Annotated in this window: 20 protein-coding genes; 16 read left to right on the plus strand and 4 right to left on the minus strand. The window is 62.9% G+C overall.

Features of this window, described 5'->3' with window-relative positions; all coding sequences use genetic code 11:
* Positions 1–11: 11 nt before the first annotated feature.
* The 7 genes from nudB (at position 12) to NCR38_RS01685 (ending at position 9,335) form a co-directional block, all read left to right on the plus strand.
* The gene (gene nudB / locus NCR38_RS01655) at positions 12–488 is read left to right on the plus strand and encodes a dihydroneopterin triphosphate diphosphatase (protein WP_250476275.1); all 477 of its coding nucleotides are present in this window, start codon (positions 12–14) and stop codon (positions 486–488) included.
* On the plus strand, positions 485–1,774 hold the full coding sequence (locus NCR38_RS01660; protein WP_061117837.1) for a phosphatidylserine/phosphatidylglycerophosphate/cardiolipin synthase family protein: 1,290 nt from the start codon (positions 485–487) through the stop codon (positions 1,772–1,774). The genes nudB and NCR38_RS01660 overlap by 4 nt, the downstream gene beginning before the upstream one ends.
* A gap of 270 nt (positions 1,775–2,044) precedes the next feature.
* Entirely contained in the window at positions 2,045–2,719 is a 675-nt protein-coding gene (locus tag NCR38_RS01665) for a TetR/AcrR family transcriptional regulator (RefSeq protein WP_061117836.1), read from the plus strand.
* Between the two features lie 70 nt (positions 2,720–2,789).
* The gene (locus tag NCR38_RS01670) at positions 2,790–4,577 is read left to right on the plus strand and encodes an acyl-CoA dehydrogenase C-terminal domain-containing protein (RefSeq protein ID WP_061117894.1); all 1,788 of its coding nucleotides are present in this window, start codon (positions 2,790–2,792) and stop codon (positions 4,575–4,577) included.
* A 297-nt stretch (positions 4,578–4,874) separates the two neighbouring features.
* Positions 4,875–7,304, plus strand: a complete 2,430-nt coding sequence (locus tag NCR38_RS01675) for a 3-hydroxyacyl-CoA dehydrogenase/enoyl-CoA hydratase family protein (protein ID WP_250476276.1) — start codon at positions 4,875–4,877, stop codon at positions 7,302–7,304.
* Positions 7,305–7,318: 14 nt separating this feature from the next.
* A complete protein-coding gene (locus NCR38_RS01680; protein ID WP_250476277.1) occupies positions 7,319–8,515 on the plus strand; it encodes an acetyl-CoA C-acyltransferase in 1,197 nt (398 codons plus the stop codon).
* 55 nt (positions 8,516–8,570) lie between these two features.
* A complete protein-coding gene (locus NCR38_RS01685) occupies positions 8,571–9,335 on the plus strand; it encodes an enoyl-CoA hydratase (protein ID WP_250476278.1) in 765 nt (254 codons plus the stop codon).
* A 6-nt stretch (positions 9,336–9,341) separates the two neighbouring features.
* Here the strand turns inward: NCR38_RS01685 and fdhD are convergent, their stop codons facing one another.
* Positions 9,342–10,169, minus strand: a complete 828-nt coding sequence (fdhD, locus tag NCR38_RS01690; RefSeq protein ID WP_250476279.1) for a formate dehydrogenase accessory sulfurtransferase FdhD — start codon at positions 10,167–10,169, stop codon at positions 9,342–9,344.
* Positions 10,170–10,358: 189 nt separating this feature from the next.
* Here fdhD and NCR38_RS01695 point away from each other — a divergent pair, with 189 nt between their 5' ends.
* Positions 10,359–10,838 carry a nitrate reductase associated protein gene (locus NCR38_RS01695; protein ID WP_061117831.1) on the plus strand — a complete coding sequence of 160 codons (480 nt, stop codon included), beginning with the start codon at positions 10,359–10,361 and terminating at the stop codon, positions 10,836–10,838.
* A 198-nt stretch (positions 10,839–11,036) separates the two neighbouring features.
* Positions 11,037–14,150, plus strand: a complete 3,114-nt coding sequence (locus tag NCR38_RS01700) for an EAL domain-containing protein (RefSeq protein ID WP_250476280.1) — start codon at positions 11,037–11,039, stop codon at positions 14,148–14,150.
* Positions 14,151–14,156: 6 nt separating this feature from the next.
* On the opposite strand, the gene NCR38_RS01705 is transcribed toward NCR38_RS01700, so the two are convergent.
* On the minus strand, positions 14,157–14,552 hold the full coding sequence (locus NCR38_RS01705; protein ID WP_061117830.1) for an acyl-CoA thioesterase: 396 nt from the start codon (positions 14,550–14,552) through the stop codon (positions 14,157–14,159).
* A gap of 234 nt (positions 14,553–14,786) precedes the next feature.
* On the opposite strand from NCR38_RS01705, the gene NCR38_RS01710 reads away from it, so the two are divergent.
* Positions 14,787–16,664 carry an ABC transporter ATP-binding protein/permease gene (locus tag NCR38_RS01710; protein WP_061117829.1) on the plus strand — a complete coding sequence of 626 codons (1,878 nt, stop codon included), beginning with the start codon at positions 14,787–14,789 and terminating at the stop codon, positions 16,662–16,664.
* Positions 16,665–16,964: 300 nt separating this feature from the next.
* Here NCR38_RS01710 and NCR38_RS01715 read toward each other — a convergent pair whose 3' ends face one another.
* Positions 16,965–18,353 (minus strand): MFS transporter, encoded by a 1,389-nt coding sequence (locus NCR38_RS01715; RefSeq protein WP_061117828.1) that lies wholly within the window; start codon positions 18,351–18,353, stop codon positions 16,965–16,967.
* A 280-nt stretch (positions 18,354–18,633) separates the two neighbouring features.
* Between NCR38_RS01715 and NCR38_RS01720 the strand changes: the two genes are divergently transcribed.
* The 6 genes from NCR38_RS01720 (at position 18,634) to NCR38_RS01745 (ending at position 24,438) form a co-directional block, all read left to right on the plus strand.
* Positions 18,634–19,605, plus strand: a complete 972-nt coding sequence (locus tag NCR38_RS01720) for a LysR family transcriptional regulator (protein ID WP_250476281.1) — start codon at positions 18,634–18,636, stop codon at positions 19,603–19,605.
* 108 nt (positions 19,606–19,713) lie between these two features.
* On the plus strand, positions 19,714–21,027 hold the full coding sequence (locus NCR38_RS01725) for a Glu/Leu/Phe/Val dehydrogenase (RefSeq protein WP_250476282.1): 1,314 nt from the start codon (positions 19,714–19,716) through the stop codon (positions 21,025–21,027).
* 309 nt (positions 21,028–21,336) lie between these two features.
* Entirely contained in the window at positions 21,337–22,230 is an 894-nt protein-coding gene (locus NCR38_RS01730) for a glutamate/aspartate ABC transporter substrate-binding protein (protein WP_250476283.1), read from the plus strand.
* 68 nt (positions 22,231–22,298) lie between these two features.
* On the plus strand, positions 22,299–23,039 hold the full coding sequence (locus NCR38_RS01735; RefSeq protein WP_061117824.1) for an amino acid ABC transporter permease: 741 nt from the start codon (positions 22,299–22,301) through the stop codon (positions 23,037–23,039).
* On the plus strand, positions 23,039–23,716 hold the full coding sequence (gltK, locus tag NCR38_RS01740; protein WP_061117823.1) for a glutamate/aspartate ABC transporter permease GltK: 678 nt from the start codon (positions 23,039–23,041) through the stop codon (positions 23,714–23,716). Before NCR38_RS01735 ends, gltK begins: the two co-directional genes overlap by 1 nt.
* Complete coding sequence (locus NCR38_RS01745; RefSeq protein ID WP_061117822.1) at positions 23,713–24,438, plus strand: amino acid ABC transporter ATP-binding protein; 726 nt, start codon at positions 23,713–23,715, stop codon at positions 24,436–24,438. The genes gltK and NCR38_RS01745 overlap by 4 nt, the downstream gene beginning before the upstream one ends.
* Before the next feature lie 65 nt (positions 24,439–24,503).
* Here NCR38_RS01745 and NCR38_RS01750 read toward each other — a convergent pair whose 3' ends face one another.
* Positions 24,504–24,836: a YegP family protein gene (locus tag NCR38_RS01750; RefSeq protein ID WP_250476284.1), complete on the minus strand. Its 333-nt coding sequence runs from the start codon at positions 24,834–24,836 to the stop codon at positions 24,504–24,506.
* Between the last annotated feature and the right edge of the window lie 35 nt (positions 24,837–24,871).

A 24,871-nucleotide genomic window follows, 5' to 3' on the forward strand; every position in this document is an offset into this window, starting at 1 on the left:
TTCATAAAGACATGCAGAAGCCGCCCAAAATCCCTGAATCCGTGCTCGTCGTCATTCATACGCCGGAACTCGATGTGCTCATCATCGAACGTGCGGATCACAAGGGTTTCTGGCAATCGGTGACAGGCTCGAAGGATCGTATCGACGAACCGCTGATCGAGACCGCCGCGCGCGAGGTTGAGGAAGAGACGGGTATCGTGATCGGCAGCACGCTCGTGCCCGAGAACGCGCTGCTCGACTGGCATCACAGCATTCAGTACGAAATCTATCCGCAATGGCGGCATCGTTACGCCGAAGGCATCACGCGCAACACCGAGCATCAGTTCAGCCTGCTCGTGCCGCATTGTCTCGAAGTGACGCTCGCGCCGCGCGAGCACACCGCGCATCTGTGGCTGCCGTTTCGCGAGGCCGCCGACCGATGCTTCTCGTGGTCGAACCGGGAAGCCATCCTGCAATTGCCCGAGCGCCTCGCGGCGCATAACCGATGATCGGACTGCGTCCACGGCGCAGTTTCAAGCGGCTGCGCCAGGCGCTGTTTCTGGGCCGTCGACCGCCGCGCCTTTGCTTCACGTCCGGCAACCACGTTCGGCTCTTCAAGTGCGGCGTGCAATTCTTCCCGGCGTTGATCGAGCGGATCGACAACGCGCGCAAGTCGGTGTCGCTGGAAACGTACATCTTTGCCAACGACGACATCGGTCGCGCCGTCTCCGATGCGCTCGTGCGCGCCGCCGAACGCGGCCTCAAGGTGCGTGTGATCACGGATGGCATCGGCACGGAAAGCAATCTGCCGATGTTCAAGCTCTGGCAGGAGCGCGGCGTCGAGCATCGTATTTACAACCCGCATCTGCTGTTCGGGCCGCTCGGCTTCTCGCGCACGCATCGCAAGCTCGCGCTGATCGACGAGACGTATGCGTTTTGCGGCGGCATCAATATCGTCGACGACTACGATCAGAACGGCACGCGTCTCGAACGGCCGCGCTGGGACTTCGCGATGGAGGCGCAAGGCCCCGTCGTGAAGGACGTGATCGAAGCGTTCGACCTTCAATGGCAGCGCATTCGGCTCGGCGTGAAGCCGCGGCAGCCGTCGCAGCCGGGTTGCGAGCAGCAGGAAAACGATCGCGGGCCCGGCCGATGGAACGCACGCCGCGCGATGCTGGCGCGCCGGCGCGCGCGGCTCGGTGAAATTCACGCGGTGGACCAGCCGTGCATCGCGTTCGTCGCGCGCGACAACTTGCTGAATCGTCGCGCGATCGAAAAGGCGTATCTGCGGGCAATCGCCCACGCCGAGAGCGAAGTGTTGCTCGCGAATCCTTACTTCATGCCGGGGCGCAAGTTGAGGCGCGCGCTCGTCAACGCGGCCGAGCGTGGCGTACGCGTGTCGCTGGTCATCGGTCGCAAGGAATTCGTGGCTCTCGATTACGCGACGCCGTTCCTCTACGGCAACCTGCTGAAGCACGGCGTGCGGATCGCCGAGTATGAAAAGACGATGCTTCACGGCAAGGTCGCGGTCGTCGACGCGGATTGGGCCACCATCGGCTCATCGAACCTCGATGCGCTGTCGCTCGTGCTCAACAACGAGGCCAACATGGTGCTCGTGAATCACGCCGAAATCGCCGGATTGCACGATGCCATTCTTCAGGCGTTTGACGAAGGCCGCCCGATCGATGAAAAACACTATGCGTCGCGGCCTGTTACGGAGCGGGCGCTGAGTTGGCTTGCGTACAACACTTATCGCCTCATGATGAAAATGATCACCATTGGTCAGTACGATTAACTGCTATTTAGCAGCGATTGCGCAAGAATACTGGACTACAAGCATCATCAGGTAAAGGATCCCACGAATCGGGAACTCGGGCAGTCACTTACAGGCAGTCCGTACATAAAACGCGACAATGGGCGCAGGCATTGTTGAGATTTATCCTATAGACATGCCCTGGCGTTTTAGAAACGCGTATCTAAAAATTTGCTTGTATCACCAGCGTTCGGCCACAATAATAGAACGGCCGTTCGATTTTACGGGTCACATAAGAACGGTAGGGACATCATGCGAAAAGGCGAACAGACGCGGGCCGCGATTCTCGACGCAGCGCTGGAGTTGGCAAGTCGGGACGGGCTGGAAGGGCTGACGATCGGCCTGCTGGCCGAGCGGATGCAAATGAGCAAGAGCGGTGTGTTTGCGCATTTCGGGTCGCGCGAGGACTTGCAGGTGGAGGTGGTGCGCGAGTACCACCGGCGCTTCGAAGATGAAGTGTTCTTTCCGAGTCTGCGTGAAGCGCGCGGCCTGCCGCGATTGCGCGCGATGATGAATCGCTGGATGGAGAAGCGCATCCAGGAAGTGACCACGGGTTGTATCTATATCAGCGGAGCGGTGGAGTACGACGACCGCGCCGCGAGCGCCGTGCGCGAGCAGCTCGTGCACAGCGTGAGCATGTGGCGCGAGGCGCTCTTGCGCGCGATCCGCCAGTCGAAGGACGAAGGGCATCTGAAGCCGGAGACGGACCCGCATCTGATGCTTTTCGAGCTGTACAGCTTCACGCTCGGCCTGCATCACGACGCGCGCTTCCTGCATCTGCCGGAAGCCGTGCAACTGACGCGGGACGCGCTCGAAAAGACGATCGTGTCGTATCAGACGTCGAATGCGGGAGCCGGAACGGGCATCCCTCAACCGGCGGCGAATACGGCGACGAATCTGACATCACAACACACCGACAGCCGTTAGCGGCGCCGTTCGCATCGAGAAGGTGGCTCGGCGGCGCGCAACCAGAAGCTTGAAGAAACTGGAGAGACTCATGGGACAGTACGCCGCCCCCCTTCGCGACATGCAATTCGTGCTGCACGAAGTGCTGAACGTGGAAGCTGAACTGAAGAGCATGCCGCGGCATGCCGACCTCGACGCCGACACCATCAATCAGGTGCTCGAGGAAGCCGGCAAGTTCTGCTCCGAAGTCGTGTTCCCGCTCAACCAGAGCGGCGACCGCGAAGGCTGCACTTACGAGGGCGACGGCGTCGTCAGGACGCCAGCCGGCTTCAAAGAGGCTTACCGCCAGTACATCGATGCGGGCTGGCCCGCGCTCGGGTGCGATCCCGAGTACGGCGGTCAGGGCTTGCCTGCGTTCGTGAACAACGCGCTTTACGAAATGCTCAACTCGGCGAATCAGGCCTGGACGATGTATCCCGGTCTCTCGCACGGCGCGTACGAATGCCTGCACGCGCACGGCACGCCGGAGCAAAAGTCGACCTATCTATCGAAACTCGTCTCGGGCGAGTGGACCGGCACGATGTGCCTGACGGAACCGCATTGCGGAACGGATCTCGGCATCCTGCGCACGAAAGCCGAGCCGAATTCCGACGGTTCCTACGCACTCACCGGCACGAAGATCTTCATCTCGAGCGGTGAGCACGACATGGCCGAGAACATCGTTCATCTGGTGCTCGCGCGTCTGCCGGGCGCGCCGATGGGAACGAAGGGCATCTCGCTTTTCATCGTGCCGAAGTTCGTCCCCGATGCGAACGGTGCGATCGGTGAACGCAACGGCATCAAGTGCGGCTCGATCGAGCACAAGATGGGCATCCACGGCAACGCGACCTGCGTGATGAATCTCGACGGCGCAAAGGGTTGGCTCGTCGGCGAGGCCAACAAGGGCTTGAACGCGATGTTCGTGATGATGAACGCCGCGCGGCTGGGCGTCGGCATGCAGGGTCTCGGCCTGACCGAGGTCGCGTATCAGAACTCGCTCGTGTATGCGAAAGAGCGCTTGCAGATGCGCTCGCTCACCGGCCCGAAGGCACCGGAGAAGCCTGCCGATCCGATCATCGTGCATCCGGACGTGCGCCGCATGCTGCTCACGCAGAAGGCCTATGCCGAAGCGGGCCGCGCGTTCACGTACTGGGCGGCGCTCAATATCGACAAGGAACTCTCGCACGCGGACGAGTCCGTGCGTCAAGAGGCCGCTGATTTCGTCGCGCTGCTCACGCCGGTGATCAAGGCCTTCCTGACGGACAACGCGTTCGAAGGCACGAATATGGCGATGCAGATCTACGGCGGCCATGGCTTCATCTCCGAATGGGGCATGGAGCAGTATGTCCGCGATGCGCGCATCAACATGATCTACGAGGGCACGAACTCCATTCAGGCGCTCGATCTGCTCGGGCGCAAGATTCTCGGCGACATGGGCGCCAAGCTGAAGCGCTTCGGCAAGCTCGTTGCCGATTTCGTCGAGCAGGAAGGCGTAAAGCCGGAGATGCAGGAGTTCATCAACCCGCTCGCGGATATCGGCGACAAGGTGCAGAAGCTCACCATGGAGATCGGCATGAAGGCCATGCAGAATCCTGATGAAGTGGGCGCTGCGGCCGTGCCGTATTTGCGTACGGTCGGGCATCTGGTGTTTTCGTACTTCTGGGCGCGGATGGCACGGGTTGCTTTGGACAATGCCCCTTCCGGCGATGCCTTCTATAAGGCCAAGCTCGCCACCGCGCGGTTTTACTTCGCCAAGCTGCTGCCTGAGACCGCTTCGACGATTCGGGCTGCCCGTGCCGGGGCCAAGCCGATGATGGACTACGACGAAGCGCTCTTCTGATTTTTTTGGGCTTTTGCCGGATCCCGTTTTTTATTGGTCTATCGGCGTTGCCCCTGTGCGGGGGCGGCGGTCATTTTCTTTGCTGCTGCAAAGAAGGTAGCCAAGGAAAGCAGCTCGAGACGCCCGCGGTCACACGCAGTTTGGCCATGCTTGCCAAGTGTTCGTGGGCTCCGTAGCGAGTGCCCACACAAAACTCTCGCGGCTTGGACGGCGCACGGTCCGTCGCACCAGTCGTTCCAAGGGCGCCGAAAGCAAACCGAATCAACCCACGTTCACGAACCCCGGAGTGACAAACCTGTGAGCACCCTGAACATCAAGAAAGTCGCCGTGCTCGGCGCGGGCGTGATGGGCGCGCAGATCGCCGCGCATCTGATCAACGCGCGTGTGCCCGTCCTGCTCTTCGATCTTCCCGCAAAGGAAGGCCCGAAAAACGGCATCGCGCTGAAGGCCATCGAGAACCTGAAGAAGCTGTCACCCGCGCCGTTCGGCGTGAAGGACGACGCGCAATACATCGAGCCCGCCAACTACGACGACGACATCGCGAAGCTCGCCGAATGCGACCTCGTGATCGAGGCCATCGCCGAGCGCATGGACTGGAAGCACGATCTCTACAAGAAAGTGTCGCCGCATATCGCGCCGGACGCGATTTTCGCGAGCAACACGTCGGGCCTGTCGATCACGGCTTTGTCGGACGGCTTCTCCGACGAACTGAAGTCGCGCTTTTGCGGTGTGCACTTTTTCAATCCGCCGCGCTATATGCACCTGGTCGAGCTGATCCCGACCGAATCCACGAAGCCCGAGATTCTCGACCAGCTCGAAACCTTCCTGACGAGCGTGATCGGCAAAGGCGTCGTGCGCGCGAAGGACACGCCGAACTTCATCGCGAACCGCGTCGGCGTTTTCTCGATTCTCGCGGTGATTGCCGAAGCGGAGAAGTTCGGCCTGCGCTTTGATGAAGTCGACGACCTGACCGGCGCGCGACTCGGCCGCGCGAAGTCGGCGACGTTCCGCACCGCGGATGTTGTCGGTCTCGACACGATGGCCCACGTCATCAAGACGATGCAGGACAACCTGCCCGACGATCCGTTCTTCTCTGTCTACAAGACGCCGCCGGTGCTCGAAGCGCTGGTGAAGAATGGCGCGCTCGGCCAGAAGACGGGCGCGGGTTTCTATCGCAAGGAAGGACGCGCGATCAAGGTGCTCGATCCGAAAACGGCTGCTTACGTCGATGGCGGCGCGAAGGCCGACGAGCTCATCGGCCGCATCCTGAAGCGTCCGCCCGCCGAGCGCTTCAAGCTCCTGCGCGAAACCGACAACAAGCAGGCGCAATTCCTGTGGGCGATTTTCCGCGACGTGTTCCACTACATCGCGGTGCATCTCGAATCGATCGCGGACAATGCCCGGGACGTCGATCTCGCGATCCGCTGGGGCTTCGGATGGAATCAGGGGCCGTTCGAAAGCTGGCAGGCGGCGGGCTGGCAACAAGTCGCGAAGTGGGTGCAGGAGGATATCGATGCGGGCAAGGCGCTCTCGAACGCGCCGCTGCCCGCGTGGGTGCTCGAAGGTCCGGTCGCCGAAAAGAACGGCGTGCACACGAACGAAGGATCGTGGTCGCCGAAATCGAAGCGCTTCGAACCGCGTTCGGCGCTGCCCGTCTATGAGAAGCAGGTGTTCCGCGCGCCGCTCGAAGGCGTGACGGGCGCCGATCCGAAGACCTTCGGCAAGACGCTGTTCGAAACCGGGAGCGTCCGCGCCTGGCTCGATCGTGACGACGGCGATGTCGTGATCGTCTCGTTCAAGACCAAGATGAACACCATCGGCCCGGGCGTGATCGACGGCCTCACGCAGGCTATCGAACTCGCGGAGAAGGCATATCGCGGCGTGGTGATCTGGCAGCCGACGTCGCTGCAACTCGGCGCGCCGGGTGGCCCGTTCTCGGCGGGCGCGAATCTCGAAGAAGCGATGCCCGCGTTCATGATGGGCGGCGCCAAAGGCATCGATCCGTTCGTGAAGAAGTTTCAGCAAGGCATGCTGCGCGTGAAGTACGCAAACGTGCCGGTGGTGTCGGCTGTGTCGGGCCTCGCGCTCGGCGGCGGCTGCGAACTGCTGCTGCATTCGGCGAAGCGCGTCGCGCATGTCGAGAGCTATATCGGTCTCGTGGAAGTGGGCGTCGGTCTGGTGCCGGCGGGCGGCGGTCTGAAGGAGGCCGCGTTGCGCGCGGCGGAAGCAGCGGGCGCGGTCAATGCGACCAGCGATCTGCTCAAGTTCCTGCAGAAATCTTTCGAGAACGCGGCGATGGCGAAAGTCTCGTCGTCCGCATTCGATGCCCGCGCGATGGGCTATCTGAAGCCGTCCGACACGATCGTCTTCAACGTGCACGAGTTGCTCGACATCGCGAAGAGCGAGGCGCGTGCGTTGAGCGCATCGGGCTATCGGCCGCCATTGCGCGTGAAGCAGGTGCCGGTGGCGGGGCGCTCGGCGATCTCGACGATCAAGGCGTCGCTCGTGAACATGCGCGACGGGCGCTTCATCAGCGACCACGACTATCTGATCGCGAGCCGCATCGCGGAAGCGGTCTGCGGCGGCGATGTCGAAGCGGGCAGTCTCGTCGACGAAGAATGGCTGCTGGCGCTCGAGCGCCGCGCGTTCGTCGAACTGCTCGGCACGCAGAAGACGCAAGAGCGAATCATGGGCATGCTGCAGACCGGCAAGCCGGTTCGCAACTAATCGCGGAGCAATCAATGAGCAAACAACTTCAAGACGCATACATCGTCGCCGCGAGCCGCACGCCGATCGGCAAGGCGCCGCGTGGCGTGTTCAAGAACACGCGCCCCGACGAGCTGCTCGTTCACGCGATCAAATCCGCGGTCGGGCAAGTGCCGGGACTCGACACGAGCGTGATCGAAGACGCGATCGTCGGCTGCGCGATTCCCGAAGCCGAGCAAGGTCTGAACGTCGCTCGCATGGGCGCGCTGCTGTCGGGCTTGCCCAACACGGTCGGCGGCGTGACGGTGAACCGTTTCTGCGCGTCGGGCCTGACCGCGCTCGCGATGGCGGCGGACCGCATCCGCGTGGGTGAAGCCGAGGCGATGATCGCGGGGGGCTGCGAATCAATGAGCATGGTGCCGATGATGGGCAACAAGCCGTCGCTGTCGCCGCATATCTTCGATCGCAATGAAGACGTCGGCATTGCGTACGGCATGGGCCTGACGGCGGAAAAGGTCGCGGAACGCTGGAAGGTGAGCCGCGAGGCGCAGGACGCGTTCGCGGTGGAGTCGCATCGCCGCGCGCTGGCCGCGCAACAGGCGGGCGAATTCGCGGATGAAATCGCCGCCTACACGCTGAACGAGCGTTTTCCGGATCTCGCATCGGGCGAAGTGCGCACGAATAATCGCGAAATCAGGCTCGATGAAGGCCCGCGCGAAACCAACCTGGAAGGGCTGGCGAAGCTGCGTCCCGTGTTCGCGAACAAGGGCTCGGTCACGGCGGGAAACAGTTCGCAGACCTCGGACGGCGCGGGCGCGCTGATCGTCGTGTCGGAAAAGATTCTGAAGCAGTTCAACCTGACGCCGCTCGCGCGCTTCGTGAGCTTCGCGGTGCGCGGCGTGCCGCCGGAAATCATGGGCATCGGGCCGAAGGAAGCGATTCCGGCCGCGTTGAAGGCGGCAGGGCTGAAGCAGGACGACATCGACTGGATCGAACTGAACGAAGCCTTCGCGGCGCAAGCGCTCGCGGTGATCGGCGATCTCGGTCTCGACCCGTCGAAGGTCAACCGGCTCGGCGGTGCGATTGCGCTCGGCCATCCGCTCGGCGCGACGGGCGCGATCCGCGCATCGACGGTCGTGCACGGTCTGCGCCGGCGCAACCTGAAGTACGGCATGGTGACGATGTGCGTCGGCACCGGCATGGGCGCGGCGGGCATCATCGAACGCCTTTGATCGTGAATGGTCCGCGAGTGTCGTCGCTCGCGGACCGGCATGAAGGAGACAGCGGATGGACATTCAGATCGAACGCGCGGACGGCGTGCTGAGCATCGTGCTCAATCGTCCGGAAAAGAAGAACGCGATCACCGCGGCGATGTATCAGGAAATGGCCGACGGCCTCTACGAAGCCGAGATGGACGCGACCGTGCGGGCGGTGCTGATTCGCGCGAACGGCAGTACGTTCAGCGCGGGCAATGATCTCGAGGATTTTCTGAACGATCCGCCCAAGGGTCTCGACGCGCCCGTGTTCCAGTTCCTGCGGCGCATCAGCGGCTTTCCGAAGCCGATCGTGGCGGCGGTCGCGGGGACGGCGGTGGGCATAGGCACGACGATGCTCCTGCATTGCGACATCGTCTACGCGAGCACGAACGCGAAGTTCTCGCTGCCGTTCTCGCAGCTCGGATTGTGTCCCGAAGCGGCGTCGAGTCTTTTGCTGCCGCGCACGGCGGGTTATCAGCGCGCGGCGGAAAAGCTCCTGCTCGGCGAAGCGTTCGACGTGAACGAAGCGATCCGCATGGGCTTCGTGAATGGCGCGATCGACGCAGGCGAGCTAGACCCCTACGCGTTCGACAGAGCGAAGCGGCTGGCGATGCTGCCGGCATCGTCGCTGCGTGTGACCAAGTCGTTGATGAAGGGCGCGCAGACGCATGAAGTGAGCGCGCGCATGGAGGACGAAGCCGCGCACTTCGCGCGGATGCTGGTTGCGCCCGAAGCCCGCGAAGCGTTTCAGGCGTTCTTCGAAAAACGCAAGCCGAGCTTCAGCCAGTTCGAGTAAGGCGCTTCATTCGACGTCGTATTCGACGAAGCTGTTCTCGCGCGCGAAGCTGACGAGCCGCAAGCCCGCCTGCTTCGCGATCGCGATGGCGAGCGATGTGGGCGCGGAGATCGTCGCGACCATCGGCACGCCGACGCGCGCCGACTTGCGCACGAGTTCATAGCTCGCGCGGCTCGACAGAAACACGAAACCTTGCGTCGTGTCCTCGCGCCGCAGGATCAACTGGCCGATGAGCTTGTCGAGCGCGTTATGCCTTCCAACGTCCTCGAAGGCGTAGCGCACCGCGCCGGTTTCGTCGCACCATGCGGCGGCATGCAAGCCGCCCGTGAGCTTCATCAACTGCTGATGCGCGGGCAATTCGCGTGCGGCGCGCTCGATCGCATCGGGCGCAAGGCGCGCGAGAAAGCCCGTGTCCGGCACCTGTTCCGGCTGAAGATCGAGCAACTCGATACTTTCGATGCCGCACACGCCGCAGCCCGTGCGCCCGGCGAGCGCCCGGCGCTTGTCCTTGAGCGTAGCGAAGGCCTGCTGCACGACCTGAAGATGCACTTCGGCATGCGGCAATGCGACGCCGTCATCGCGGAAATGGACCTCGATATCGTGAATGTCGCTGCCACGCTCGACGATGCCCTCCGTCAGCGAGAATCCCACGGCGAACGCTTCGAGATCGCGCGGCGTGCACATCATCACCGCGTGGGAGATGCCATTGAAAACGAGCGCGACGGGCCATTCCTGACCGACGTTGTCCGCGGCGACGGTGCTCTCGTTCCTGCGATGCCTGCGCACCTGGCGCTCGACGAAGCCTGGTTGATCGTCGGTTTCGAGTTGATTCACTTCAATGCTCCTGACCGCTCACTTCGAGTAAAGTCGGGTATATGACTTGCTGCTTATCGTTGCTGTTCGCACGCTTTGCGGCGCGAGCAGCGGCTAGAGTGCAATGGTTCCAGCCAGATCCAAGGCCCTACAATAACTTAAGCGGCGATGCGCGTCGCGCACCTCCGCTCAATCCAACGAGGCTTCGCTATGGGACTCTACGACGCCGCCCGTCTCTTCGGATTCGAAGTCGAATCCTCTGACAATCTGCGCTTCATCCCGCTTGCGGTGCGCTTTAATCTCGATCGCTTCGGCATGCGCATCACGCTCGATCAATGGCAGGCGCTTCCTTACGACGATCGCGCGCTGCTCGCCCGCTTCCCGGTCGAGGACGATGCCGAACTCGAGAAGAACTTCGACCTCGCGCTCGAAGAGATGTTGAAGACGCACGCGAACGCAGCGCCAGAAAAGATCGAGCGCGATCCGGAACCGGTGTGGATGCACGCCGATGCCGTGCCCGAAACCGTGATCCGGCAGAGCAGCCTGTGCGGCGTGAGCGCGCCGAGTCTCGATCGTTGGGGCAGGCTCGACCGTTTCCAGCGATACGCGCTCGCGAAACTCTCGCGCAACACCGACAAGGTGAATCACGATTTCCTTCCCGCGATGAAGGAATTCGGCCTCGCCGAGTGAGCGCCGGGGCGCGCAAACGTTAAGCGCGCGTTTTAATCAGATTATTTGCGGACTAGCCCTAAATGTAGGGCGAGCGGTGCCGTTATTGGGCGTTATCCATCAATCGCGGCGTGGACGAGTTTTACGCCGCGCATTCGCGTGGACGCGCGTCGCCTCGATGCGCGTCCGACGCGCATCAAAGGATTAAGCCCGCCGCTCATGACCCGATTCCTCTCCAGAGGTTTGCTCGTCAACATTGCCGTGGTACTGGCCGCGCTCGGCGCGAACGCGTTCGTCGCCTGCGAGCGCATCGGCGGGCTGCGCGAAAGCGACGCGCGCACGCTGCGCTCGATGAGTCTCCTGCGCGATCTCGCGGCATGGCGCGGCACGCTCGGCGAATCCCTCACGCAACTGAGCCGCTTCGAAGCGACCGGCATCGTTGAAAGCGACGCGCAGCATCAGGCGCGCGAGGCGCATCTCGATGCACTGGAAAGCGGGCTGCGCGCGCAGATCGCAGCCGAGCCGGGCATGTCGGGGGCATTCGATGCGCTCGCCGCGCGCGCCGCAGCGATGCGCCACGATGCCGATCGCGCATTCGAGCGCGCCAAGCACGCCGACCCCGGCGAATCGCGCGCATGGGCCGACGCGGCGTTCGTCGCGCTGGGCGAAGATCAGCAGAGCGTCGACGAGGAACTCGACGTCGTGCGCTCACACATCGATAACGCGACCATCGTCGCCCTCGATGAGTCCGCGCAGGCCTCGGGCGGCGCGATGCTGCTGCTCGTCTTCACGATGCTCGCAGGCAGCGCCGTGCTGATCTATCTGTTCGCGAGCCGCGAGCGGCAATCGCGCGAGAAGCTCGGCGTCGTGCGTGCGAGGCAGCGCAGCAACGAACGCTTTCGCGGCATGTTCGAGGCGCATCCGGTGCCGATGTGGATCGTCGATCGCGAGACGATGCGCTTCGTCGCCGTGAATCAGGCTGCGATCGAGCACTTCGGTTTCAACGAGCCGGAGTTCATGAACATGACGCTGCGCGATCTGCATCACGCGGACGACTTCGACCGCTTCGCCGCACGGCTCGCGCGCAGCGGCGGCGAGAGCGGCGAGCGTGCCGCATCGGGGCGAGGCTCGGCGGGCGTGTGGCGTTATCGGTGCAAGAATGGCGCGATCGTCGGCGCGGATGTCTCGCATCACTCGCTCACGTATTCGAATCGTCCGGGCATCTTCATGCTGGCGAACGACGTGACCGACCGCATCAATGCGGAAGCCGAGGCGCGCAGATCCAACGAGATGCTCGAAGCGGTCATCGACAACATTCCGCAGCGCGTGTTCTGGAAGGACCGCGACCTGCGTTATCTCGGCTGCAACAACGCGTTCGCGCGCGATGCGGGTCTCGCGTACAACGAGCAGGTCATCGGCAAGACGGATTTCGAACTGCCGTGGAGCGCGTTTGCGGACGTCGTGCGCGCGGACGACGAGGAAGTCATCGTCACGACGGTGCCGAAGATGCATTACGAGCGCGACATCGTGATGGGCGAGCAACTGCGCACCGTGGTCACGAGCAAGCTGCCCTTGCTCGACGGCGAAGGACAGACAATCGGCGTGCTCGGCTCGTATCACGATGTCACCGATCGCAAGCGCGCCGAACTCGCGCTGCGCCTGCAAAGCCGCGCGCTCGACGCGAGCGTGAACGCGATTCTGATCACGGGCGTCGTGGACGGCGCGAACGTGATCGAGTATGCGAATCCGGCGTTCAAGCGCATCACCGGCTACGACCCGAGCGAGGTGATCGGGCAGGACTGCCGCTTTCTGCACGGCCCCGACGGCGATCAGGACGGACTCACCGCGATTCGCCGCGCGCTCGCCGTGAACACGGAGGCGAGCGTCGTGGTGCGCAACTATCGCAAGGACGGCGCGCTCTTCTGGAATCAGCTCTTCGTCGCGCCGGTGCCGGACGCGCAGGGCATGACGACGCATCACATCGGCATCATCAACGACGTGACCGATCTGATGCGCTATCAGGAAGAACTCGAATATCAGGCGAACTACGACACGCTCACGCGCCTGCCGAACCGCAATCTGCTGCGCGACCGCTTGCAGCACGCGATCGAAACCGCCCGGCGGCGCGAGACGAAGATCGCCGTCGTCTTCATGGATCTCGACGGCTTCAAGAACGTCAACGATAGTCTCGGTCACAGCGTCGGCGACCGCCTGCTCGCGGTGATCGCGGAGCGGCTTGCGCGCTCGGCGCGATCGAGCGATACGGTCGCGCGTCACGGCGGCGACGAGTTCGTGGTCGTGCTGCCCGATATCACCGACGAAGCCGGGCTGATCGCATGGATGGAACGCACGCGCGCGGCGATCTCGGAACCGGTCTGGCTCGACGATACAGAGCTTTACGTCGGCTGCAGCATGGGCGCGAGTCTCTATCCGCAGGACGGCGACGACGCCGAATCCGTGATGAAGAAGGCCGATCTCGCGATGTATCGCGCGAAGGACATGGGCCGCAACACGTATCAGTTCTATCAGCCGGAGATGAACGCGAGCGTCGGCGCGCGCATGAATCTCGAACGGCGCTTGCGGCGCGCGCTGCGCGACGGCGAGTTCCTGCTGCACTATCAGCCGCAAGTGGACATGACGACGCGCGCGATCGTCGGCATCGAGGCGCTCGTGCGCTGGCGCGATCCGGAGCAGGGGCTCGTGTCGCCGGCGTCGTTCATTCCGGTCGCGGAAGAGAGCGGCCTGATCGGGCCGCTGTCGGAGTGGGTGTTGCGCGAAGCGTGCCGTCAGAACAAGGCGTGGCAGGATGCCGGGCTGCCGCCGGCGCGCGTGTCGGTGAATCTGTCGGCGCGCCATTTTCAGCAGCGCGACATCGCGCGGCTCGTGACGTCCGTGCTCGAAGAGACCGGGCTGGAGCCGCGCTATCTCGAACTGGAGCTCACGGAAAGCGCGATCATGCGCAACGCCGAGGAAGCGATCACGATGCTCTCGGAGCTATCGGCGCTCGGCATCGGCATCGCGATCGACGACTTCGGCACCGGATATTCGAGCCTGTCGTATCTCAAGCGCTTCCCGGTGCACCGGTTGAAGATCGACCGCTCGTTCGTCGCGGATATCGGCTCGTCGGGGGATGACGAAACGATCACGTCGGCGATCATCGCGCTCGCGCATTCGCTGGAATTGCAGGTGATCGCGGAAGGCGTCGAAACGCACGCGCAGCACGATTTCCTGCGCGAGCGCGATTGCGACGAAATGCAGGGCTATCTGTTCTCGCGCCCGATGCCGCACGAAGCGATTCCGGGCTTGTTGCAGCAGGGCGTGCTGCCCCATTGATCGCCTTTAATCGAGCGACGGCAGCACGCGCGGACGGCGATCGCGGTCGGTCGCGACGTAAGTGAGCGTCGCTTCCGTGACCTTGACGACTTCTTCGGCGAGGCTCATGCGCTGCGCCCAGACCTCGACCGATACCGTGATCGACGTATTGCCCGTCTTGACGATATCGGCGTAGAAGCTCAGCAGGTCGCCGACGAACACCGGATGCTTGAACAGGAACGAATTCACCGCGACGGTCGCGACGCGGCCGTTCGCGCGGCGGCTCGCCGGAATGGAGCCGGCGATATCCACCTGCGCCATGATCCATCCGCCGAAGACGTCGCCGTGGACGTTGGCGTCGGCGGGCTGCGGCACGACGCGCAGCGCGACGTGCTTCTCGGGAAGGCTGGAGTGGTCTGTCATGGGAGGCGTTCCGGTTTGCGATTGCGGCGGAAGGCCGGCCGGCGTGAGCGGCCCCTCGAACCTTCTGCGACAATGCATGTTGATGAATGAGCCCCAGCGCGCGAGGCGGAAACCTCCATGACGCCGGGGCCTGAAGTAAATTGTACGGGAAAGCATGCGAGAGACGTGCGCTCGTTCCGCCGATAACAGCGTCCCCACGCCGCGCCCAAGCGACGCGCTCAAACGATACGACTCATGCGCCGCTATTCCAACAGCGAGCCCGGCCCGATGGCCCAAGGTCCGCGCAACGACTGGCAGACGATTCGCTCACTGCTGCCTTATCTCACGACGTACAAATGGCGGGTCGCGTTCGCGCTGACGTGCCTGATCGGCGCGAAGGTCGCGAACCTCGGCGTGCCGATCGTGATGAAGCGCATCGTCGATAGCCTCGCTTCCGTGCAGCACCTCACCGCGCTCGGACGCGCGAACGACGCGCCGGGCATCGTGCTGATCGGCGGCATCGGGCTGCTGGTGATCGCTTATGCGGGCGCGCGGCTTTCGACATCGCTTTTCACCGAGCTTCGCGAGCTGCTCTTCGCGAAGGTCACCGAAAGCGCCGTGCGGCAACTCGCGCTGCAAGTCTTCCGGCATTTGCATTCGCTGTCGCTGCGCTTCCATCTGGAGCGGCAAACGGGCGGCATGTCGCGCGATATCGAGCGCGGCACGCGCGGCATCCAGCAACTCGTGTCCTACTCGCTTTACAGCATCCTGCCGACGCTCGTCGAAGTCGGTCTCGTGCTCGCATTCTTCGTGACGAAGTATGAGGCGTATTACGCGATCGTCACGCTCGTCGCGCTCGCCTCGTACATCGTCTTCACGGTGAAGGTCACCGAATGGCGCACGCATTTCCGCCGCACGATGAACGATCTCGACTCGAAGGCGAACTCGCGCGCGATCGATTCGCTGCTCAACTACGAGACCGTGAAGTACTTCGGTAACGAAGAATGGGAAACGCGCCGTTACGATGAAAACCTGCAACGCTATCGCGCGGCCGCGATCAAGTCACAGCGCTCGCTGTCGATGCTGAACTTCGGGCAGCAGATGATCATCGGCGTCGGGCTCGTATTCATTCTCTGGCGCGCGACGCAGGGCGTGATGGCGGGGCGTCTCACGCTCGGCGACCTCGTGCTCATCAACACGTTCATGCTGCAGCTTTATATCCCGCTGAACTTCCTGGGCGTCGTGTATCGCGAGCTGAAGCAGGCGCTGACGGACATGGACCGCATGTTCACGCTGCTCGGCGCGGGCCGCGAAGTCCCCGATGCGCCGGGCGCGCAGGCGCTTGCCGTGCGCGGCGGCGAAGTGCGTTTCGAGAACGTGAGCTTCGCATACGAGAAGGCGCGGCCGATTCTGCATGGCGTCGATTTCACGATTCCCGCAGGCACGACGACGGCCGTGGTCGGACACAGCGGCTCGGGCAAGTCGACGCTCGGACGGCTGCTCTTTCGCTTCTACGATCTCGATCGCGCGCAGGGCGGAAGCATCAGGATTGACGGACAGGACATTCGCGACGTGACGCAGGATTCATTGCGCGCGGCGATCGGCATCGTGCCGCAGGACACCGTGCTTTTCAACGATTCGATCTACTACAACATCGCGTACGGACGTCCTTCGGCGAGCCGCGACGAAGTGATCGCGGCGGCGCGCGCGGCGCATATCCACGAGTTCATCGAGGCGTTGCCGGCGGGTTATGACACGCCTGTCGGCGAGCGCGGGCTGAAGCTGTCGGGCGGCGAAAAGCAGCGCGTCGCCATCGCGCGCACGCTTTTGAAAGACCCGCCGATCCTGATCTTCGACGAAGCCACGTCGGCGCTCGATTCGAAATCCGAACGCGCGATTCAGCACGAACTCGATTCGATCGCGCGCGAGCGGACGACGCTCATCATCGCGCACCGGTTATCGACGGTCGTGCATGCGCAGCAGATCATCGTGATGGATCACGGGCGCATCGTGGAGCGAGGCACGCACGCCGAACTGCTGCGCGCGAGCGGGCTGTTTGCGCAGATGTGGGCGTTGCAGCAGCAGCGGGCGGAAGAGGCGGTGCGCGATCAGCGGGATACGGCGGGCGTTTGACGCAGCGGGCGCCTGATGGCCGATCAGGCGCGATCGCACGAAACTCGACAAATCCCCCGTTCCGCACCTGAAGCCAAGGTGAACGCGCGTGGATGGTGTCGGATTCGAGGACTTGATCCTTCTCGCTGCAATCCTCGCCGTGCTCACCTGTCCGGTTGTGCGAATCATTCGTCGCATGGGGCGTTCCGGCTCGTGGGTGCTCGCGTTCATGACGCCGGCACTGACCTCATCGCGCTGTACGTCTTCGCATTCGTGCGCTGGCCGGCGATCGACGGCGACCGCCGGCCATAAGCCGCGGCCTCACTCCATCGCGTGCGCGCCGCCGATTGCGACGCCATCATGCGTCTGCGAGGAAGTGGACGACCACCGCAGCCACTGCGCACGCAGCATGAACAACGCGCCGAATGCGCAGGTCGCGAGCACGCCGAAGGTCGCGAAGCCCATCTGATAGCTTCCCGTGCTTTCCTTCGCGATCCCCATGATCACCGGCAGATAGAAGCCGCCGATGCCGCCCGCCGCACCGACGATCCCCGAGAGCAGCCCTGTCTTGCCCTTCCACCGATGCGGCACGAGCTGGAACGTCGAACCGTTGCCGAGACCGAACGCGACGTACAGACAGATCAGAATCGCCACACCGCCCGCGACCGGCGGCATCCAGATCGCGAACGCGAAGTCGCCGATCGCAATTGCCGCGAGCAGCACGAGCAGCGCCCGCACGCCGGTCACACGATCGGCGACATAGCCGCCGAACGGCCGCACGATCGCGCCGAGAAACGCGAGCAACGACATGAAAAGCCCCGCTTCCAGCTTCGGCATCTGATAAAGCGACGTGAGCAGCAGCGTCACATACGACGACATGCCGACGAAGCCACCGAAGGTAATGCTGTAGATCAGCATGATGACCCATGTATCGCGCTCGCCCAGCACCGACCGATAGTGTCGCGGCAGCACCGCAATCGCGATCAGCGCACCGATCACCGGCAATAGCAGCACGCCGGTCTTGCCGCCGCCGAACACGCCGCCATTCACCGCGAGCACCAGCACGATGAGGCTGACCAGCGTCACCGCGAAGCTGGACAGCGCGCGCATCGTGCTGCCGGTTTTCTGGCCGGCATCGGAGGCCCATGCGAGAAGCGCGGCCGCCGTGATCGCGAGCAGCGGCAGCGCGGCGGCGGTCGAGATCTGCCAGCCGAAGGCATCGGCGAGATGCGGGAACAGGAAGCCGTCGAGCACCGCGCCGATGTTGCCCGCAGCGGCGAGACCCAGCACGAGCCCTTGCACCTTCGGTGGATAGTTGCTGCCGGCCATCGGCAACGCGACTGCGAAGCTCGCGCCGCCCATGCCGAGAAATACGCCGAGCACGAGCAGCAGCGCATACGAGGGCACGCCAGGCAGAAGCGGCAGCACGATCGACGGAATCGACGAGAGCACGACGCCCATCAATGCGACGCGCCGTCCGTCGGTCGACTGATAGAGATTGCCGAGCGTCACGCGCAGGATCGCCGCGGCCAGCACCGGCACCGCGACGAGAAAGCCCTGTTGCGCGGCGGACATCGTCACGTCGCGGCCGATGAACGGCGCGAGCGGTCCATACAGCACCCAGACCGTGAAACCCGTATCGAAGTAAAGGAAGCAGGCGAGCAGCGAGCGCCAGTTGCCGCTCCTGAGCGACGCGATCAGATTGGACATTGCGGGTTTCCGTATATGCGCGCTTCCGGAAGAGCACGCGACGGCCCCCAAAATTGCAAGCATCATGCCAATGGAATGCATGTTTGATCGACGTATCGCATCGGGCGAGTGGTGGCGCGGGATTCGAGCGCGCATGGGGCACGTCGTCGCGATTCGGCACACCCGCCGACGGCACCGCGTCCGTGCGCGACCGCATGCGAATGGTGCGCCGCGCCTTCGCGCGGTTCATGCCCGCTAGAATGCGCATTTGCCGAACAAGCGCCGCTTGCGCCCGAATCGAATGGAACTGAAATGGCTGGAAGACTTCGTGTCGCTCGCGGAGACGCGCAGCTTTAGCCGCTCCGCCGAGCTTCGACATATCACCCAGCCCGCATTTTCGCGGCGCATCCAGGCGCTGGAGGCGTGGCTCGGCACGGAGCTCATCGACCGGTCCGTGTATCCGACGCGGCTCACGCAAGCCGGCAACGTGTTCTACGAGCAGGCGCTCGCGATGCTCTCGCAGTTCCACGAAGCGCGCACGCTGCTGCGCGGGCAGGGCGGCGTGCCCTCGGCGACCATCGAGTTCGCCGTGCCGCATACGCTGTCGCTCACCTACTTTCCGCGCTGGCTCGAGCACATCGAGGCGCGGGTCGGGCGCATCCGCACGCGGCTGCGCGCGCTTAACGTTCACGATGCGGTGCTGTCGCTCGTCGAAGGCGGCTGCGATCTCGTGATGGGCTATCACCATCCGAGTCATCCGGTCGCGCTCGATCCCGCGCGCTACGACATGCTCACGCTCGGCGTCGAGCCGATCAGTCCGTTCTCCGCGGTCACCAAGGGCGGACGCGCGCGCTTTTCGCTGCCCGCGACCGCCGAATCCCCGGTTCCGTATCTGTCGTACACGCCGAACGCCTATCTCGGGCGCATGACCGAAGTCATCATCGCGACCGCGCCTACGCGGCTCTATCTCGACAAGGTGTATGAAACCGACATGGCCGAAGGACTCAAGGCGATGGCGCTGGCCGGGCACGGCGTCGCGTTCCTTCCGCACAGCGCAGTGGAAGATGCCGTGGAGGAAGGGCGGCTCATCCGCCTCGATCGCGGCACACGCGGCACGCCCGCAGGTCAGTTCACGCTGACGATGGAAATCCGCCTCTATCGCGACAAGCTCGCGGCGCCTGGCGAGGAGCCGCGGCAGGCGTTGATGCGCGCGCTATGGGACGCAGTCGGTGAAGAATTGTTAAAGGCATCGTCCGGAAAGCCCGGCGCATAAGGCTTGGCGACGTTATGCAGGATTTGCATGATGGGATAAGGAAACGGCATTGGATTTGAAAACGGCGTTTTTCGACAATGAGCGCATTCCTTCAACGCTGGAGCGTCAATGTCCTCCTCGAAGCAGTCGCTGCAAACGCCGGATGCCAAACATGCAATCCCGTCGTATCTCAACGCCGACGATCTCGGTCCCTGGGGCAACTATCTCAAGCAGGTCGATCGCGTCGCGCCGTATCTCGGTTCTCTCTCGCGCTGGCTCGAAACCCTCAAGCGCCCGAAGCGCATTCTCGTCGTCGATTGCCCGATCGAACTCGATAACGGAACCGTCGCGCACTTCGAAGGCTATCGCGTGCAGCACAACACGTCGCGCGGTCCCGGCAAGGGCGGCGTGCGTTATCACCAGGACGTGACACTCTCCGAAGTGATGGCGCTCTCCGCGTGGATGTCGGTGAAGAATGCGGCCGTGAACGTGCCGTACGGCGGCGCGAAGGGCGGTATCCGTGTCGATCCGCGCACGCTGTCGCGCGGCGAGCTCGAACGCGTGACGCGTCGGTACACCAGCGAGATCGGCATCATCATCGGGCCGAACACGGACATTCCCGCGCCGGACGTGAACACGAACGAGCAGATCATGGCGTGGATGATGGACACCTACTCCATGAACCAGGGCCAGACGGCGACGGGCGTCGTGACCGGCAAGCCGATCTCGCTCGGCGGCTCGCTCGGCCGCAAGGAAGCGACGGGTCGCGGCGTGTTCGTGGTCGGCACGGAAGCGGCGCGGCGCATCGGCATGGAGATCGAAGGCGCGCGCATCGCGGTGCAAGGCTTCGGCAACGTGGGCGGCATCGCAGCCAAGCTGTTCCAGGAAGCGGGCGCGCGCGTGATCGCCGTGCAGGATCACACGGGCACGATTCACAACTCCAAGGGCATCGACACGGCCGCGCTGCTCGATCACGTCGCGAAGAACGGCGGCGTCGGCGGCTTCGCGGGCGCGGATCCCGTGCAGGCCGAAGAGTTCTGGATGATCGAAACCGACATCCTGATTCCGGCCGCGCTGGAAAACCAGATTACCGAGAAGAACGCGTCGAAGATTCGCACGAAGATCGTCGTCGAAGGCGCGAACGGCCCGACCACGACCGCAGCGGACGACATCCTGAACGACAAGGGCATCCTCGTGATTCCGGACGTCATCGCGAACGCGGGCGGCGTGACGGTCTCGTATTTCGAATGGGTGCAGGACTTTTCGAGCTTCTTCTGGACCGAGGACGAAATCAATCAGCGTCTCGAACGCGTGATGCGCGAGGCGTTTGCCAGCGTGTGGCAAGTCGCGAGCGAGCACCAGGTTTCGGTCCGCACGGCGGCGTTCATCGTCGCGTGTACGCGGATTCTGCAGGCGCGTGAAATGCGCGGCCTCTACCCCTGATCCGATGCGGCGGCGCGCTCGCTCGAGCAGTCTGCGCAATGCGGGCAGCGTTCGCGCCCCTTGAATGATGCGGGCGGCATTCCCTCGGGAATGCCGCCCGCATTTGCATGAAAACTACAAGTCGGCCGACTAGTTGTATTCGGTCAAGCATCCGCGCAAAAACGCCAGTAATATGCGCGGTCGCAACCCGTTGCAACCCAGTTGCAATCAGGCGTCTCACAAATAAGACGGCGTGGGTTAACAATCATTCTTTCAGAATAATTACCCTGCTAAACTTGCCCCGGTTTTTCGCCACAGGAGATCGAACACATGAAGATTAAAAAGGCTGCGCTGCTCGTCGCCGCGCTCGGGTTTCTCGCAACCGGCGCGTATGCCCAGGACGCGGGCACGCTGAAGAAGATCAAAGACACGGGCGTGATCTCGCTGGGGCATCGCGAATCGTCCATTCCGTTTTCTTACTATGACGACAAGCAGAACGTCGTCGGTTACTCGCACGAGTTCGCGCTGAAGGTCGTCGAGGCCGTCAAGCAGAAGCTGGGCATGCAGGATCTGAAGGTGAAGCTCACGCCGATCACGTCGCAGAACCGCATTCCGCTCGTGCAGAACGGCACCGTCGATATCGAGTGCGGCTCGACCACGAACAACGCCGAACGCCAGCAGCAAGTCTCCTTCTCGAACACGATCTTCGTGATCGGCACGCGCCTCATGACCAAGAAGGATTCGGGCGTGAAGGACTGGGCCGACCTGAAGGGCAAGACCGTCGTGACGACCGCCGGCACCACGTCCGAGCGCCTGCTTCGCAAGATGAATCAGGACAAGAACATGGGCATGAACATCATCAGCGCGAAGGACCACGGCGAGTCGTTCCTGACGCTGTCGACGGGCCGCGCGGTCGCGTTCATGATGGACGATGCGCTCCTCGCGGGCGAACGCGCCAAGTCGAACAACCCGAACGATTTCGTGATCGTCGGCGCGCCGCAGTCGCATGAAGCGTACGGCTGCATGATCCGCAAGAACGATCCGGAGTTCAAGAAGGTCGTCGACGATGCGATCGCCAAGGTCGAAACGTCGGGCGAAGCGGACAAGATCTACAAGAAGTGGTTCGAAAGCCCGATCCCGCCGAAGGGTCTCAACCTCAACTTCCCCGAAAGTGACGACATCAAGGCTCTCTACAAGAGCCCGAATGACAAGGCAATCGACTAACCGGTTCGAGTCTCGAACGAACGAAACGGAAGGAGCTTGCTTCTTCCGTTTCTTTTTGGAGTGAGTCCATGTCTTATCACTGGAACTGGGGCATCCTGCTGAGTCCGGTTTCGACCGGCGAGCCCACCACCTATCTCGGCTGGCTGATCTCCGGCTTTTGGGTGACGATCACCGTGTCGCTCGCGGCCTGGGTGATCGCGCTCGTGGTCGGCTCGTTGTTCGGCATCTTGCGCACGGTCCCGAATCGCACGCTGGCGGCCATCGGCACCGTCTACGTCGCGATCTTCCGCAATATTCCGCTGATCGTGCAGTTCTTCGTCTGGTATCTCGTGATACCGGAGCTGCTGCCGCCTTCCATCGGCAACTGGTTCAAGCAACTGCCGCCGACCGCGCAGTTCTTCTCGTCGTCGATCATCTGTCTCGGGCTCTTCACCGGCGCGCGCGTGTGCGAGCAGGTGCGCTCGGGCATCAACGCACTGCCGCCCGGACAGCGCAACGCGGGCCTCGCGATGGGCTTCACGCAATGGCAGACGTACCGTTACGTGCTGATGCCGGTCGCGTACCGCATCATCGTGCCGCCGCTCACGTCGGAATTTCTCAACGTGTTCAAGAACTCGGCGGTGGCGTCGACCATCGGTCTCTTGGATCTGTCCGCGCAGGCGCGTCAGCTCGTCGACTACACGGCGCAGACCTATGAGTCGTTCATCGCGGTGACGGTCGCCTACATGCTCATCAATCTGGTCGTGATGCAGTTGATGCGCTGGGTCGAAGCCAGAACGCGGCTGCCTGGCTACATCGGAGGCAAGTGATGCATCATTTCAACTGGAGTGGTGTTCTCGCGTCGTGGCCCACGCTGATGACGGGCGCCAAGATCACGCTGCAGATCACGGTGCTCGCCATCGTCGTCGGCATCGTCTGGGGCACCGTGCTCGCGCTGTTCCGCCTGTCGGGCGTCAAGCCGCTGCAATGGTTCGCGAGCGCGTACGTCACGCTGTTCCGCTCGATCCCGCTGGTGATGGTGCTGCTGTGGTTCTTCCTGATCGTGCCGCAGTTGTTGCAGAACGTGCTCGGGCTGTCGGCGGATATCGACATTCGTCTCGCATCGGCGATGGTCGCGTTCTCGCTGTTCGAGGCCGCGTACTATTCGGAAATCATTCGCGCGGGCATTCAAGCGGTGCCGCGCGGTCAGGTGAATGCGGCCTTCGCGCTCGGCATGACCTACGGCCAGGCGATGCAACTCGTCGTGCTGCCGCAGGCGTTCCGTGCGATGGTGCCGCTCTTGCTCACGCAGGCCATCGTCCTGTTTCAGGATACGTCGCTCGTCTACGTCATCAGTCTCGCCGACTTCTTCCGCACGGCGACGAACATCGGGGATCGCGACGGCACGTCCGTCGAGATGGTCCTGTTCGCGGGCGCGTGCTATTTCGTGATCTGCGTGGTGGCGTCGGCCCTCGTCAAAAGTCTTCAGAAAAAGGTCGCAAGATGATCTCTATCAAGAATGTTTCCAAGTGGTACGGGCAGTTCCAGGTGTTGACGGACTGCACGACCGAAGTGAAGAAGGGCGAGGTTGTCGTGGTGTGCGGCCCGTCGGGTTCGGGCAAGTCGACGCTCATCAAGACCGTGAACGGCCTCGAGCCGTTCCAGAAGGGCGAGATCACGATCAACGGGCAATCGCTCACCGACAAAAAGACCAATTTGTCGAAGCTGCGCTCGAAGGTCGGCATGGTGTTCCAGCACTTCGAGCTGTTTCCGCATCTGACTATCACGCAAAACCTGACGCTCGCGCAGATCAAGGTGCTCGGCCGCTCGAACGACGAAGCAACGCAGAAGGGTTTGAAGCTGCTGGATCGCGTCGGCCTGCGCGCGCATGCCGACAAGTTTCCGGGCCAGCTTTCGGGCGGTCAGCAGCAGCGCGTGGCGATTGCGCGCGCCTTGTCGATGGACCCGATCGCGATGCTCTTCGACGAGCCGACATCCGCGCTCGATCCGGAGATGATCAACGAAGTGCTCGACGTGATGGTGGAACTCGCGCAGGAAGGCATGACCATGATGTGCGTGACGCACGAAATGGGGTTCGCTAAGAAGGTCGCGAACCGCGTGATCTTCATGGACAAGGGCTTGATCGTCGAGGACGATCAGAAGGAAGCGTTCTTCGCGAATCCGAGGTCGGATCGCGCGAAGGATTTCCTCGCGAAGATCCTGCACTGACCTCGTCGTGAAAAAAAGGCGCTTCCGAAACGAAGCGCTTTTTTTTCGTTAAGGATTGGCTAGAGTCACGTGTGCGCAACTACCTTGGCATCAGGCGCATGCTCTTTCACCGACGCGATGCCGTTGTCACGCGCCTCGACACTCGAATATCTCTGACTTGTGCCAATGACCTTGTGATTCGCTGCTTTCAGATTAAACATCGGCTGATCATTGCACGCGAGCGTACGTTCATAGCGCTCATCACGCGGTGCATTCTCTCGTACTGACTTGATGCCGATGTCCACTGATTCGCGGTCGGCATACAACTGACTCGAAAGAATTATTTCGCCGTTACCGGCATGAAGGTCGAAGTGGTATTCGCCGTTCTTCGCTCGATGAATGATGAATCTTCCGTTCATGGCCCTCTCTCGGATCTTATGGTTGGGGCCTTCAG

Origin of the sequence: Caballeronia sp. INML1 (assembly GCF_023631085.1) — a bacterium.
In the GTDB taxonomy this organism is placed as follows: domain Bacteria; phylum Pseudomonadota; class Gammaproteobacteria; order Burkholderiales; family Burkholderiaceae; genus Caballeronia; species Caballeronia turbans.